This window comes from Sediminibacterium sp., assembly GCF_051861365.1.
Taxonomy (GTDB): Bacteria; Bacteroidota; Bacteroidia; order Chitinophagales; family Chitinophagaceae; genus Sediminibacterium.
Window position 1 is genome coordinate 1 of record NZ_JBHYCW010000027.1, and the last position, 15,530, is coordinate 15,530.

Annotated in this window: 15 protein-coding genes; 13 read left to right on the forward strand and 2 right to left on the reverse strand. The window is 38.6% G+C overall.

Features of this window, described 5'->3' with window-relative positions:
- Window positions 1-60: 60 nt before the first annotated feature.
- Entirely contained in the window at window positions 61-528 is a 468-nt protein-coding gene (locus ACTIEV_RS11995) for a TolC family protein (RefSeq protein WP_439516533.1), read from the reverse strand.
- A 10-nt stretch (window positions 529-538) separates the two neighbouring features.
- Window positions 539-1,153, reverse strand: a complete 615-nt coding sequence (locus ACTIEV_RS12000) for a TetR/AcrR family transcriptional regulator (protein WP_439516534.1) — start codon at window positions 1,151-1,153, stop codon at window positions 539-541.
- 211 nt (window positions 1,154-1,364) lie between these two features.
- On the opposite strand from ACTIEV_RS12000, the gene ACTIEV_RS12005 reads away from it, so the two are divergent.
- From ACTIEV_RS12005 to ACTIEV_RS12065, 13 genes are all read left to right on the forward strand, one after another.
- Window positions 1,365-2,006: a DUF502 domain-containing protein gene (locus ACTIEV_RS12005; protein WP_439516535.1), complete on the forward strand. Its 642-nt coding sequence runs from the start codon at window positions 1,365-1,367 to the stop codon at window positions 2,004-2,006.
- A 161-nt stretch (window positions 2,007-2,167) separates the two neighbouring features.
- Window positions 2,168-3,238, forward strand: coding sequence for a 3-phosphoserine/phosphohydroxythreonine transaminase (gene serC, locus ACTIEV_RS12010; RefSeq protein WP_439516536.1), 1,071 nt, complete (start codon window positions 2,168-2,170; stop codon window positions 3,236-3,238).
- Window positions 3,239-3,308: 70 nt separating this feature from the next.
- On the forward strand, window positions 3,309-3,905 hold the full coding sequence (locus tag ACTIEV_RS12015) for a TetR/AcrR family transcriptional regulator (RefSeq protein WP_250687178.1): 597 nt from the start codon (window positions 3,309-3,311) through the stop codon (window positions 3,903-3,905).
- 73 nt (window positions 3,906-3,978) lie between these two features.
- Window positions 3,979-5,304: an inositol-3-phosphate synthase gene (locus ACTIEV_RS12020; protein WP_250687179.1), complete on the forward strand. Its 1,326-nt coding sequence runs from the start codon at window positions 3,979-3,981 to the stop codon at window positions 5,302-5,304.
- The gene (locus ACTIEV_RS12025; protein WP_250687180.1) at window positions 5,304-5,753 is read left to right on the forward strand and encodes a phosphatidylglycerophosphatase A family protein; all 450 of its coding nucleotides are present in this window, start codon (window positions 5,304-5,306) and stop codon (window positions 5,751-5,753) included. Before ACTIEV_RS12020 ends, ACTIEV_RS12025 begins: the two co-directional genes overlap by 1 nt.
- A gap of 3 nt (window positions 5,754-5,756) precedes the next feature.
- A complete protein-coding gene (locus tag ACTIEV_RS12030) occupies window positions 5,757-6,128 on the forward strand; it encodes a GtrA family protein (protein WP_322196653.1) in 372 nt (123 codons plus the stop codon).
- Between the two features lie 8 nt (window positions 6,129-6,136).
- The gene (locus tag ACTIEV_RS12035) at window positions 6,137-8,689 is read left to right on the forward strand and encodes a DUF5686 and carboxypeptidase-like regulatory domain-containing protein (RefSeq protein ID WP_322196652.1); all 2,553 of its coding nucleotides are present in this window, start codon (window positions 6,137-6,139) and stop codon (window positions 8,687-8,689) included.
- 31 nt (window positions 8,690-8,720) lie between these two features.
- On the forward strand, window positions 8,721-10,031 hold the full coding sequence (locus tag ACTIEV_RS12040; protein WP_439516537.1) for a DUF4833 domain-containing protein: 1,311 nt from the start codon (window positions 8,721-8,723) through the stop codon (window positions 10,029-10,031).
- 1 nt (window position 10,032) lies between these two features.
- The gene (locus ACTIEV_RS12045; RefSeq protein ID WP_439516538.1) at window positions 10,033-10,971 is read left to right on the forward strand and encodes a phosphatase PAP2 family protein; all 939 of its coding nucleotides are present in this window, start codon (window positions 10,033-10,035) and stop codon (window positions 10,969-10,971) included.
- A gap of 53 nt (window positions 10,972-11,024) precedes the next feature.
- Complete coding sequence (locus tag ACTIEV_RS12050) at window positions 11,025-12,260, forward strand: DUF1015 domain-containing protein (protein ID WP_322196649.1); 1,236 nt, start codon at window positions 11,025-11,027, stop codon at window positions 12,258-12,260.
- Between the two features lie 31 nt (window positions 12,261-12,291).
- Window positions 12,292-13,305 carry a tetratricopeptide repeat protein gene (locus ACTIEV_RS12055; RefSeq protein WP_322196648.1) on the forward strand — a complete coding sequence of 338 codons (1,014 nt, stop codon included), beginning with the start codon at window positions 12,292-12,294 and terminating at the stop codon, window positions 13,303-13,305.
- A 91-nt stretch (window positions 13,306-13,396) separates the two neighbouring features.
- Window positions 13,397-13,672 carry a 2TM domain-containing protein gene (locus ACTIEV_RS12060; RefSeq protein WP_250687187.1) on the forward strand — a complete coding sequence of 92 codons (276 nt, stop codon included), beginning with the start codon at window positions 13,397-13,399 and terminating at the stop codon, window positions 13,670-13,672.
- Between the two features lie 58 nt (window positions 13,673-13,730).
- Window positions 13,731-15,515: an AMP-dependent synthetase/ligase gene (locus ACTIEV_RS12065; RefSeq protein ID WP_439516539.1), complete on the forward strand. Its 1,785-nt coding sequence runs from the start codon at window positions 13,731-13,733 to the stop codon at window positions 15,513-15,515.
- The last annotated feature ends 15 nt before the right edge of the window (window positions 15,516-15,530 follow it).

Sequence of the window (15,530 nt, forward strand, 5' to 3'; positions counted from 1 at the left end):
CAGAACCGCGGGCTCCAATATGCCCAATGGTTATTAGATAACAAAAAAGGTCAACCTTTTTTATGTAATTGACATCTCTTCTGTTACTTCCTTATTCTTGGTTTGGAATTCGATGGAAGTTCTTCTAGCCTGTAAGCCAATGAATACTTGTCCGTCGAACAGTAATTGCTGTACTTGAACAGTAGCAGATGCATTGTATTTTACTCCGAAACGAACCGGAATAAAAGTACCTGCAGCTCCTCCGAAAAATTCTCCGGGTAATAAGGAAACGGGTAATTGTAAATAATCATTACCACTCACGTTACCGGTAACTGTGGGTAATGCAGCCGCAGTAATATCGCGGTTGGTTTGGTTTTGCACCTGAATATTCAACAATGCATTTTTTACCTGAACATTGTTTCTATTGGCATAATCAACGCATTGCTGAATGCTAAATTCATGCTTTGCAGGATTTTGAGCGTTGGTAAGAAAACTTATCAATGCCAGCCCCATCAGTAAAACCAGTCTCGGGATCCTTCTTTCGTGCATAGGTTTAGTTTTATTTTTTTTGTCTTTGTTGCTTGTATTTTAAAATCAGTTTTTGTCCTTTTGCTGTTGCCATGCCAAAGAGGAAATTGTCAGTGATTTCTGCTATGACCTGGCCGGGTGTGAATTTGGGGGCAGGAAAATTTTCCTTATCAAACATGAAAAACATGGTCACCAAACGAAACCTCGTCAGCAGCTCTACGTTGATATCTTCACGATATAACCCTTCTGTGATGCCCCATTCCAAATTGCTTTTGATGACTTCATGGAAGAATTTATTCTTGTGGTCTAGAAATTTTTTATAGGCTTTCGGGTGGTATTTTTCCAAGTCGAACATGAGTGATGGATTCATGTGTTTCAACATTTCCTGAACCATATCTACCGCCATAAAAATTTCATGAATGGCGTTTTCACTCTGATTTCTGTGACCGGTACAGTCGTTTTTGCTTCGTTCTATCTCAATGTCAATGGTGCCTTCTACCAGTGCATCTTTATCCGCATAATACTGGTAAATGGTCTTCTTGCTCATGCCCAGGTGATTGGCAATTTCATCCATGCTCACACTAAGGAGTCCATATCGCATGAACAATTCATGAGCTTTGATTAATATTCTTTCCTGAGTTTCCATAATCTAAATTCGGGCGCAAAACTATGGAAACTTTTAACGTTACCAAAGTTTCCAAGTGTTTTTCGGATGATTTTTATGTTAAGCGGTTAATAAAAACGATGAATGAAATGCTTATGACAGTTAGTTTTTTAGACGGTTGAAGCAATGGTATATTGTATACAAATAGCAGATTTATTGATTTCTTAATTACTTTACATTGAAATCCAGAGAGATGAGTAATGTTGATGTAAAAAATAGCCTTCGCTTATACCTTAAAAAGTTATTGCAATACTTTTTTCAAGGCATGATCGTATTGGCACCCATCGGTATTACACTTTGGGTGGTAGTTGGGTTGTTTCGCTGGATCGATGGATTTCTTCCCAATCTCATCAATTCACTCTTCCCTGATCTGTTGGAAAAAGATGCAGCCGGTAATCTGAGAAGCTTGCCCGGCTTGGGTTTTATTGTAGTGGTTGCATTGGTTTTATTGGTAGGATGGATCTCTTCTCTTTTTGTGGTAGGAAGATTGGTAACACTTTTAGACACTGTTCTGGAAAAAACACCCGGTATCAAATTCATTTATTCATCAGTAAAAGATTTTCTGGAAGCTTTTGCGGGCAATAAAAAGAAATTCGATAAACCCGTATTGGTGAATGTAGATGGAGCAGATATATGGCGTATTGGATTCATCACACAACAGTCATCAGAAGATTTTGGCTTGAAAGATCATGTAACTGTTTATGTACCACACTCTTATGCCATTTCCGGCATCACCTATTTTGTACCCAAAGAAAAAATCAAACCCCTACCATCTATCAGCGCCGCCGATGCCATGAAGTATACGGTGTCGGGTGGGGTTACGGATGTTGAGTAGCAGATGGCCTATAGGTTATAGCGTATAGTTTATGGCTTATGGTTGATCAGGGATACAATATATTGACTATAAACTATTAGCTATGACCCATTAGCTATAAGCCATGAACTATATGCTACAAGCTCAAGACTTTCCCTACCTTGCGCATTCAAGCAATCGACATGAAGGTTCATAATTTTAATTCGGGGCCATCTATTTTGCCCGAAAGCGTGATGGAGCAAGCCGCACAGGCGATCCATGATTTTAATGGAACAGGTTTATCTATTCTTGAGATCGGACATCGTACTACTCATTTTCAAGAGGTATTACAGGAAGCCATTAACAGTGTAAAACAATTGATGAATCTGGGTGATGATCATGACGTGTTGTTCTTACATGGAGGCGCTACTACGCAATTCATGCAAGTACCCATGAATTTGCTGGATGAAAATGCAACAGCTGCTTATCATGTGAATGGTATCTGGGGTAAAAAAGCAGCTACGGAAGCGGCTTTGTTTGGTAAAGTAGAAGTGGTAGCAGACAGCACCGACAAACAAAATACATATATCAGTAAAGACTTTGCCGTACCTAGATCAGCGGCTTACCTACATATTACCTCTAATAATACAGTAGAAGGAACACAGTGGCATGAATTCCCGGAAACACAAGTGCCGTTGGTGGCCGATATGAGCAGTGATATTTTTTGCAGACCTGCTGATTATAAACGATTTGGATTGATTTATGCCGGTGCACAAAAAAACATGGGTGCAGCAGGTGTTAATATGGTAGTAGTGAGAAAAGATCTGTTAGGAAAAGTAAACAGAAAAATTCCTACCATCATGGATTACCAAAAACATATCGCTGCCGGTTCATTGATGAATACACCACCGGTATTTGCTGTGTATGTGAGTATGCTCACTTTACGCTGGATTCTTCAGGAAGGTGGGTTAGAGGAGATGGAGAGAAGAAATAAAGCAAAATCAGCACTTTTATATCAAACCATTGATAGTATTCCTTTGTTTCGTGCAGATGTAGCGAAAGAGGATAGAAGCCTTATGAATGCTGTGTTTTTCCTCAATGACCCATCATTAGAAACAGCTTTTTTAGAAGCCTGTAAGCAGGTAAATATGATTGGCGTAAAAGGCTACAGAACTGTTGGAGGAATACGTGTGAGCATGTACAATGCATTACCATTATCGAGTGTAGAAGTCATTTGTGAACTCATGAAAGACTTCGCATCTAAACATGGATGATTTTTATAAACGGTTGTGACCGGAAATAAATTTTACCTACTTTTGGACCGAAAAACGATTTTGGTCGAAAATGATAGTTACGCAGAAAGAAGAGATCGTTAAAGACGACATCCTGAAAGAGGCGCAAAAGTTATTCCAACAATTTGGTCTGAAGAAAACCACCATGGAAGACATTGCCCGATCCATGGGCAAAGGTAAAAGCACCTTATATTATTATTATTGCAGTAAGGAAGAGATATTCGATGCCGTCATCAGTAAAGAAATGACGGAGGTCTTTAATGAGGCTAAAGATGCTGCAGAAAAAGCCCAGTCTGCAGAAGACAAGCTGAGGGTCTTCACCATTACCAAGATCAAAGCCCTTCAGAAAAAATCCAATTTATATAGAGTGGTACGCGGCGAAATGCAAGAAAACAATCGATGCATGAAACACGTACATAGAGAGTATGACCAGCAGGAAATAAAGTTGGTAAAGAATATTCTAAGTTTTGGTATTAAAACCGGAGAGTTCAGTAATGCGATCAAAAAGGACCTGGATATTTTACCGTCTGTAGTGGTGAGTTCTTTACGCGGACTGGAATTTGACTTGTTTGCGGGTAATAAATATCCAAAACTGGAAACAAGAATCGATTCGATTGTGAGTATTATGGTAAAAGGAATTAAAAAATAAAATAAAAAAGCGTTTTATACGTCCCGCCTGAGGCGGAACGATCATTTACAACAACAGAGAAAATCTACTAAACATGAAAGAACAAATCCAACCTGCAAATGGCAAACTGGGTATCCTTCTTCCCGGATTGGGAGCTGTGGCTACCACTGTTATTGCAGGTGTTGTGGCTGTGAACAAAGGCCTTGCTGAACCTATTGGTGCACTTACGCAAATGGGCAATATCCGTTTGGGAAAAAGAACAGAAAATCGTTACCCTCTCATCAAAGATTTTGTGCCTTTGGCGCCATTACAGGATGTGGTATTCGGTGGATGGGATGTTTACAGTGATAATGTATATGAAGCAGCCATGAATGCAAAAGTATTGGAAGCTTCCTTGCTCAATGCGATCAAACCGGAACTCGAAGCCATCAAACCCATGAAGGCTGTTTTTGATAAATCTTATGTGAAGAATCTGGATGGCACACATATCAAACAAGCAGCTACCAAGTGGGATCTTGCTAATGAAGTGATCAACGATATCGAAAACTTTAAAACAGCAAATGGTTGCGACCGCGTGGTGATTGTTTGGTGTGGTTCTACTGAAAAATATATTGAGCAATCAGCCGTTCATGAAACGATTGAATCATTTGAAGCCGGATTAAAAAACAATGATCCTGCTATCTCACCAAGTATGATCTATGCATATGCAGCGATCAAAATTGGCGTTCCTTATGCAAATGGTGCACCTAATCTGACCTGCGATATTCCTGCATTGATTGAATTATCCAAAGAAACAGGTACACCAATTGGTGGTAAGGATTTCAAGACCGGGCAAACTTTGATGAAAACCATACTGGCGCCTGGTTTGCACGCACGTGCATTGGGTGTTCGTGGGTGGTTCTCTACCAATATTTTGGGTAACAGAGATGGTTTGGTTTTAGATGATCCGGATAACTTTAAAACAAAAGAAGTTTCTAAGCTGAGTGTACTGGAAGATATTCTTCAGCCGGACATCAATCCGAAATTATATGGTGATCTGTATCATAAAGTTCGTATCAACTATTATCCGCCACACGGTGATAATAAAGAGAGCTGGGATAATATCGACATCTTTGGTTGGTTGGGTTATTCTATGCAAATCAAGATCAACTTCTTATGTCGTGACTCTATTTTAGCAGCACCGATTGTATTGGATCTGGCCATCTTTATGGACTTGGCTAAGCGTGCCAATATGAGTGGTATTCAGGAGTGGTTGTCTTTTTACTTTAAGTCGCCACAAACTGCACCCGGATTAAGACCGGAGCATGATATTTTCAAACAACTCATCAAGTTGCAGAATACACTGCGTCATATGATGGGTGAAGATTTGATCACTCACCTGGGTCTGGATTATTATCAGGATCTGGTGGAAGCATTGTAATGAAAGTTAAAAAATTAATAGCCAGCTGTCTGGGTATCGGGTATATCAAAGGAGGCGGAACAATCGCTGCTTTACTCTGTTGTATTCCGTGGTATTTCGCTCAGACAGTTGGTTCTTTCCAAACGATTGCATGTGTAGTAACTGTTGTCGTTACTGCATTGGGAGTATGGGCTGCGACAGGTGTTGAAAAAGACTGGGGGAAAGATAGCAGCAGAGTGGTAATTGATGAAGCAGCAGGAATGATGATCTCACTGCTGTTTGTACCGGTTACCTTGAGTTATGTGGCAACGGGTTTTATTTTATTTCGATTACTGGATATTACCAAACCTCTGCTGATCAGAAAAACAGAATCACTCCCTAGTGGATGGGGTGTGATGATGGATGATATGATAGCCGGATTATATACCAACGTACTGTTACACACAATTATGTGGTTAAATGTTTTTTGACCGATGGTTACTTTTGTAAAAGCACAAGCTGCATCATTAGCGGCTACCATAGTTGATTTTTCTGTCTTTATCTTATTGACAGAATGGTTGAACTGTTGGTACCTGGCAGCCAGTATTACAGGAACCATCTCAGGAGGCGTTACCAATTTTTTACTGGGTCGTGTATGGGTATTTGATGCTACGCAGGGCAAAATCCCGAGGCAAGCATTGAAATATGTATTGGTATGGATCGGTAATCTATTATTGGTATCAGGAGGTGTGTTTGTGGTTACAGAATACGCACGAATCACTCCCCTCGCATCAAAAATCATGGTATCACTAATTGTAGGGTTCACCTATAATTATATGTTACAAAAAAAATTCGTGTTCAAATAATAACAAAAATGAAAATTAAAAGTGGCGTTGTAAAATGGGGGCTTCTGGCTTTATTCATCCTGGCAGGCTTTGTTCAAAGCATGGCACAAACGGTAGTGAAAGGCAAGATCGTTGACGCATTCAGCAAAGACCCATTACAATATGTAAGTGTAGTATTCAAGGGAGGACGTGGCACTGTTACAGATAGCTTAGGTCAGTATACTTTACGTTCATCAGGAAATATTTCAGTGATCCTTGTTTCTTATGTAGGATATAAAACCATTCAGCGTGAAATTGTTGTGGGAAAAGAACAAACCATTGACCTTGAACTAGAGACCGATCCAAAAGCAGTGTACAATGTAACGGTATCTACCAATAAAAGAGCCAAGTACAGAAATAAAAATAATCCTGCTGTAGATCTTATCAGAAGAGTGATTGACAACAAGCCGCTCAATCGTCCGGAGAAATATGATTATGTGGAATACGATCAGTATGAAAAATTGGAAGTATCATTAAGCAGTGTTCCGGAAAAACTGGCCAATAATAGAATGCTACGTAAGTACCAGTTTCTATTTGAGAACGTAGACTCTACTAAGCTTCAGGGAAAAACATTATTGCCTGTTTATCTTGAAGAAAAACTAGCGCAAAAATATTATCGTAAAAATCCGGAGAAGACCAAGACCATTGTTCGTGGAGAGAAAAGAGTGAACTATGGTGAGTATATCGATAATGATGGTGTTAGCTCTTATCTGAATCGATTGATCATGGATATTGATATTTATGATAATAATATTCCATTGTTCACTTATCAGTTTTTAAGTCCGATTGCAGATCTGGCTCCCACTTTTTACATGTACTATATCCGTGATACCATCACGGATGAAACAGGTAATAAACTGATCAAAATGTATTTCACTCCGAGGAATACCAATGATCTGTTATTCCGTGGTAATATGTATATCACACTGGATGGAAACTATGCGGTGCAAAAACTGGATATGTTCCTGAGTAGGAATGTGAACCTGAATTTTGTACGTGAATTACGTGTTGATCTCGACTTTGAAAAAAATCCCGATGGTCGTTACCACTTAAGTAAAAGTAATGTAATGGCGGAAGCCGCTGTTACCAAGGGATCCAGCGGAGGTTTCTTTGGTGAGCGAACCGTTTCTTTTAAAAATTATAAGATCAATGAAGCCAAGCCGGATAGTGTCTATGATGGTCCTGCAACTGTAAAACTGGAAAAAGTTGATAAACTCCCTGATACTTTCTGGCAACAAAACAGACATGATACACTTACGGCAACAGAATCAAAAGTGTATTCCAATATCGATAGTTTGGAAAAAATGCCTTCTTTCAGAAGAACACTGGCATTCGCAACTTTCTTATTGGCCGGATATACTTCTTTTGGCCCTTTTGAAATGGGTCCTGCAGCAGCATTTTATGGATTTAATCCGGTAGAAGGTTTTAAATTAAGACTTGGGGGAAGAACAACACCTAAACTCAGTAAACGCATTTACTTTGAAACCTATGGTGCATATGGATTCAAAGATGAAAGATGGAAGTATTTCTTGAGCACTACCTATTCTTTGAATAATAAATCGATTTATACTTTCCCATTGAAATTTATCAGAGCCAGTTATCAGCACGATACAAAAATTCCGGGTCAGGAATTACAATTTGTGCAGGAAGACAACTTCTTTCTGTCATTTAAACGTGGCTTGAATGATAAGTGGATCTATAACGATATTTTCAAACTGGAATATGTACATGAATTTCAAAACAGATTGTCTTATACATTAGGTTTCAGAAACTGGCGTCATACTCCGGCAGGATCTATTGTGTACAATAAGTTCAATAATGGGGTTCTTCAAAACGTTGCTTCGATCAATACCAGTGAAATATCTGCACAAGTTCGTTGGGCTCCTAAAGAACAGTTTTATCAGGGTAAGGTGTACAGGATTCCTATCATCAATAAATACCCCATTTTCACTTTGCGTTATACTGCCGGTGTGAAAGGATTATTCAATAGCGAATACAATTATCAGAACATCAATCTGCGTGTAGAGAAACGTGTATTCATGTCGCAATTAGGCTATAGTGATATGGTACTTGAGGGTGGCTATACATTTGGCTCTGCGCCTTATCCTTTATTAACCATTCATCGTGCCAACCAAACCTATGCTTATCAGTTGAACTCTTATAACCTAATGAACTTTCAGGAGTTTGTGAGCGATCAGTTTGCTGCATTGTCTATTGATCATCACTTCAACGGTCTCATCTTTAACCGTATTCCATTGTTACGTAAACTAAAGTTGAGAGAATTGTTGACGATGAAAGTAATTTATGGCGGTATTAGAGATGAGAACAATCCGGATAAAAATCCTGATTTGATCAAGTTCCCTGAATTGAACGGTCAGACAACTACTTTTTCCTTGAATAGGAAACCATATATTGAAGGAAGTGTGGGTGTAGGAAATATTTTTAAAATTTTTAGAGTGGATCTGGTGAGAAGGTTTAACTATAAAGAAAATCCGAACATCAGTACTTGGGGTGTGAGAGCGCGTTTTAAATTTGATTTTTAATTCTATTATTTTGTATAGCAGTTAACGGTACATGGAAAAAATACCCTTGAGAATAAGATTACAGAAAGCCATTTATGTGGTCATCGATCCTTTTGTGAAAGGATTGATCAAAATCGGACTAACCCCTAATATGGTTACCATGATAGGGTTTGTTCTGAATATTGGAGTCGCCATCATTTTTGTAGAAGGAGGGGAAAGAGGGAATCGTGGTGATCTCTCTTATGTTGGATGGGCAGGTGCTTTAATTCTGTTTGCTGGCTTATTTGATATGTTAGATGGTCAGGTAGCCCGTTTGGGGAATATGAGTTCTTCATTCGGTGCCTTATTTGACTCGGTATTGGATAGATACAGCGAGTTGATCATGTTCTTGGGTATTTGTTATTACCTTATTGCACATCATTATTTTCTGAGTTCTTTATTTGCGTTCATTGCCATGATCGGCTCTATGATGGTAAGTTACACGAGGGCGAGAGCAGAAGGTTTGGGCATAGAGTGTAAAGATGGACTTATGCAAAGACCGGAAAGAGTAGTTACCATTGGCGTATCTGCTATTGCTTGTGGTATCGTGGGAGAATCTATTGGTGGTGATTGGAAATGGTATGTAAGTGGAATCCGTTTTCATGTATTAGAGACCATGTCCATTTTTACTTTACCACTTACTTTAATGGCAGTATTAACCAATGTAACGGCGATCAATCGTTTAAGAGGATCAAAAAAGGCCTTGGATTTGAAAGATGAACAAATGAAACAATCGAAATCAGCAATTTTACCATCAGTAATTATCGGATTACTGATTAGTTTGACAGCAGTACCGGCAATGGCACAGAAAGAAGTAAGTGCGCTACAAGTAACAAAATCTGCAATTGAACCTCAGGATACATTCCCGGTTCCTAAAACCAATAGTAAACAACTGTTTTATCTGCAAAGAACGGCGAATACCAATACCATTGTATGTGAGCTGAATTATGATAAAAATGGATTGTTGAATGTATCAGACCCGGTACATGTTTATTGGATACGTTATACAGAAGGTGGGGTAAAAAAAGAGTTATCTTATATACAACGAGTATTTGCTTATGGTATCAAATCTCAGATGCTGGAGAAAGATTCCTATAAACTTCATTTTGTTTCGTATAAAAAGAAGCCTCTCTACTTGATGCGCTCGCAAAGAGACAACCAATACAAAGTGTATGCTACCATCAATAACCAACAGGCAGTATTGAGCAGGATATTCATTAAAGTAGATGGAGGAACTTTTTGGTCGCCCAATGTGGTATATATGGAAATGAAAGGGGTAGATGAATATACCGGAAAAGAACTCATGCAACGTTTCAAACCCTGATATGACAGGTCGTTTCACGCAAACAAAAAAACTTTTTACAGCGAAAGATCTATTGATTACTTCGCTTGTTTCATTGGCGTATTTATTATTAAGTTATTGGTTGATCGGATATCAGCAAGATCAGCTGAGCTTGGTATTATTATTTAATGTTTGCTACTATCTTTCTTTCATTACTCGAAAATTTATTTTAGGGTTTTCCATATTCATCATTTTCTGGATCATTTTTGATTTTATGAAAGCATTTCCTAATTATAACTATCAGGAAGTGAATATTCAAAGCCTGTATGAAACCGAGAAGCAATGGTTGGGTATACAAGAAGCAGGAAAAATAATTACTCCCAACGAATACTGGGCTATTCACTCGAATCGTTTTTTAGATGTACTCACCGGATTTTTTTATCTCAGCTGGGTGCCTGTTCCACTTGGATTTGCAGCCTTTCTATTTTTTAAAAACAGGAAATGGTTTCTGGAATTTTCACTCACATTTTTGTTTGTTAATATCCTAGGTTTTATCATTTATTACGTTTACCCTGCAGCGCCGCCTTGGTATGTACAACAATATGGTTTTGATTTTATAGCCGGAACACCGGGTAATACAGCCGGCTTACATCGTTTTGATGCCTATTTTGGCGTCTCTGTTTTTAAATCGCTCTATGAAAAGAGCTCCAATGTATTTGCAGCCATGCCTTCTTTGCATTCGGCTTATCCTTTGATTGTTTTGTATTTTGGATGGCGATTTCGCTTTACATGGATCAATCTGTTCTTTGCAACCATTATGTTGGGTATTTGGTTTTCTGCTGTGTATACAAGCCATCATTATGTATTGGATGTATTGGCAGGAATAACATGCGCAGCGATCGGAATTATTATTTTCTCTAAACTATCCCAACAAAAGACTATTTCAAAGTGGGTAGAGGCCTATGCTCGTAAGATAGCCTAGTTAACTACGCTTTCATAACGTTTCTTTTATAATTAATTACTGATATTTGCGCAATGGCAAGTATAAAACCCTTCAGGGCTTTGCGCCCACAACCACAGCTGGCTAAGCAAGTGGCCAGTAGACCCTACGATGTATTGAATAGTGCAGAAGCTAAAATTGAAGCACAAGGCAATCCAAGTTCATTTCTTCATATTACCAAGAGCGAGATCGATCTGCCGGATGGAATAGATATTCATGCGCAAGAAGTATATGAGCAGGCGAAATCAAATCTGGATGCTTTTATCAAACGAGAGGTATTGTTTCAAGAGTCAAAGGAATGTTATTATATCTATCAACTAATCATGCATGGTAGAAAGCAAACAGGCTTGGTTTGTGTAAGTAGCATTGATGATTATGAGCATGATATCATTAAAAAACATGAGTTTACTCGTCCGGAAAAAGAATTAGACCGCATCAATCATATTAAAACTTCGGGCGCACAAACCGGTAATGTATTTCTTGCCTATCGTAATAATACAAAAGTGGATGAACTGATTGAAAAGTGGAAAGAAAGCAAATCGCCTGTATATGATTTTATAGCAGATGATGAAATACAGCATACCATCTGGATTGTAAATGATTCTGATGTTTGTGATCAGATCACGGCTTTGTTCACGAATGAAATTCCTTGTACTTATATTGCTGATGGACATCATCGCGCGGCATCAGCAGCCAAAGTACGTCAAGCTTTGGGAGAACAATCGGGACCTGCAGCAGATTATTTCCTAACGACATTATTTCCTTCCAATCAACTGGCAATTTTAGACTATAACAGGATCGTGAAAGACCTGAATGGATTAACACCGGCATCTTTTCTTGTTGCATTGGAAAAAGATTTTACAGTGAAGTTAGTAGGAGAAAAGGCGTTTAAACCATCCGAATTGCATCATTTTGGCTTGTTTATTGAAGGTAATTGGTATCAGTTGATCGCAAAGCCCGGCACTTATACCAATGATCCTATTGGTGTTTTAGATGTTACCATACTACAGAATCGTATACTGGATAATATACTAAGCATTAAAGATCCGCGCACAGATATACGCGTTGAATTTGTTGGTGGTATCAGAGGTTTGGGCGAATTGGAAAAGAAAGTCAACAGTGGCGATTTTGCTGCGGCTTTTAGTTTATATCCTGTAACGATCGATCAACTATTCGATATTTCAGATAGTGGCAATGTAATGCCTCCTAAGAGTACATGGTTTGAACCCAAACTTAGAGATGGACTATTGACACACTTAATCGGAGAATAAATAGCTCTTATTGATCAATAAAAAAATGCGAATGCGTATCCTATTATTCTTGATTTTCTTTTCCTTGGTTAGCTTTTCTGTTCAGGCGCAAGAACCTGGTAAGAAACTTCAAGAAACAGCGAAAACAATGTTGATGCAAGGCGACTTCGAGAATGCAATCGCCATTTTAGAGTCTGCTGCAAAACAGGCGCCGGGAGATTTAAGTATATTAAAAGACCTTTCCTATGCATGTTATTTGAAGCGAGACTTTGCAAAAGCAATTCAGGTAGGAAGACCCTTATCTGAAAGACAGGATGCAGATGAGCAAGTTTTTCAAATACTCGGACTCTCTTATAAAGCAATCGCTGCTTATAAAGACGGGATCAAACTCTACAAAGCCGCTTTGAAAAAATTTCCCAACAGCACCATTATTTACAATGAGTATGGTGAGTTACTGGCAATGGACAATTCACCTGCAGAAGCTATTGAGCAATGGGAGAAGGGTATTCAGGTTGATCCCAATTTCAGTGGAAACTATTATAATGCCTGCATCTATTATACCAAAACCGGTAACTGGATCAGAATGGCATTGTATGGTGAAATTTTTATAAATCTGGAAAGTTTTACAGAAAGAACAACAGAAGTTAAAAAAGCGGTGCTGAATGCTTGGCAAAAAATGTTTTTGCCTACGGTAATCAGTCAACAGTTAAAAGCCGGGGTATCTTCATTTGAAAAAGCAGTATTGCAAATTCTAGAGAAACAAATCACTACGGCGAAAGCAGGATTTCAAGCAGATAATAGCACTTCATTACGCTCACAGTTTGTATTGGAATGGTTTAAAACCAGTGCAACTGCTTTTCCTTTCCGTTTGTTTGAACAACAGCAGTATTTTATCAGAGAAGGCCTATTTGAAGCTTATAATCAGTGGATTTTCGGCGAATCAGTCAATGAGAATGCTTATAAGGTATGGAAAGACACTCATCCCAAAGAGGCAGAAGCGTTTAGCGAATATCAAAAAACAAGATTATTTAAGCTGCCTGCCGGACAATATCATTTTTCCAAATAAAGGATAAAAGCGAATAGCAGCCCGCAAGCTTATTGCGGGCTTTTTTGTTTGTATTCTTTTGCTTAAATTGACTAACCTAAAACTGCTTATCATGGAACCTACCAAAGACGACAAACTCTGGCGTATCGCCAAAAGACGTGCTTCATTTAAGAGAAGCCTTTACAGTTATATCATTATAATAGCTTTTCTATGGGTGATTTGGTGGATGAATACGGGCCGATATCATGGCTTTCATGGCACTCCTTGGCCAATATGGGTGATGTTGGGATGGGGAATCGCACTTGGCTTTCAGTATTTTAATGCGTACAATGGCAGTGGCAGAGACTTAGCGGAAGAAGAGTATGAGAAATTAAAAAGACAACAATAACAAATCGTCTTTCTTATTTGTTATCGTTTACTTTTGAACACTTTAGAATGCTTGCACTATGACGATAAAGAGATTATTTGATTGCCTTGAACATCAGTTGAATCGTTTTCCTAAAAGCGATATGCTCGCTGCCAAAGAAAATGGTCAGTGGACAACCTACAGTACTGAACGAGTAGTAGACATTGTAAATAAATTCAGTGCCGGTTTGATTGAACTTGGAGTAAGTGCTCGCGATATAACACCTGAGTCTAGTGATAAGATCGCTATCATCAGTAACAATAGACCTGAGTGGATTTTTACAGATCTTGCAGCACAACAAATTGGTGCGATATTGGTACCGGTATACCCAACTACCAGTCCCTTAGAGCTAGAGTTTATTCTTAATGATGCTGCAGTGCAATATCTTTTTGTAAGTAATGCAGAGTTATTAGAGAAAGCAAAAGCAGTTGCTGCAAAAGTGCCTTCTATCAAGGCGATTTATACATTTGATAAAATAGAAGGTGCAAAGCATTGGTCTGAAGTAACTGCATTAGCCAATGATGCCTTATTGCAAAAAGTAAATGAGGTAAAAGCAACCATACCTGTTTCACATCTGGCTACCATCATTTATACATCCGGTACTACCGGAACCCCTAAGGGGGTGATGTTGAGTCATAGAAATATTTACTCCAATGTTCAGTTCTCCAAAGAAAGTTTTCCTTTTAATGATGCGCCCGATTCAAAAGTATTGAGCTTTCTGCCTCTCAACCATATTTTTGAGAAAACGGTTACTTATATCTATCTCTACAGTGGTATTAGTATTTACTATGCAGAAAGTTTAGAGACGATTGGTGATAATCTTCGTGAAATCAAGCCTGATGGATTTACAACCGTTCCGCGTTTGCTGGAAAAAGTATTCGAAAGAATAATGTCTAAAGGGAACGAATTAACAGGACTGAAAAGAAAATTATTTTTCTGGGCAGTGGATCTTGCAGAAAAATACGATAACCTGAAAAGCGGAGGTCTCTGGTATAATATTCAATTAGCGATAGCCAATAAACTTATTTTTAGTAAATGGAGAGAAGCACTTGGTGGAAATGTTTCTTTCATTGTTACCGGTGGTGCTGCATGTCAGGTAAAATTACTTCGCATTTTCAATGCTGCTAAAATACCGGTGTTTGAAGGCTACGGTCCAACAGAAAACAGTCCGGTGATCAGTGTCAATAGACAAGCAAAAGGACTCACTAAGTTCGGAACCGTAGGTCCGGTGATCAATGGGGTAAAACTCAAATTGGAAGAAGATGGTGAGATATGTGTTGCGGGTCCTAGTGTTATGGAAGGCTATTACAAAAGACCCGATCTTACTGCAGAAGCAGTGATCGACGGTTGGTTACATACCGGTGATATAGGAATTTTGGAAGATGGGAAATTCCTGAAGATCACAGATCGCAAAAAAGAGCTATTCAAAACTAGTGGTGGTAAATATGTAGCTCCGCAGCCTATTGAAAATAAATTGAAAGAGAGTCCATTCATTGAACAGATCATGGTAGTGGGTTCTGAAAGAAAATTTGTTGGCGCTTTAATAGTGCCTTCCTTTTTGACATTAAAAGAATGGATGAAAGAAAAAGGTATTACCTATACCACCAATGAAGATGCTATTCATCATCCGCGGGTTCTGGAGTTGTACAGAGAACTGGTAGAGAGCTATAATACTTTCTTTAATCATGTAGAGCAAATCAAAAAGTTTGAATTACTACCTCAAGAATGGACAATTGATACAGGAGAAATGACGCCAAAAATGAGTTTAAAGCGAAAAGTGGTGATGGAGAAATTTAAATCGGCGATTGAGAGAATTTATGCTTGATAAAAAGGAGGAAAA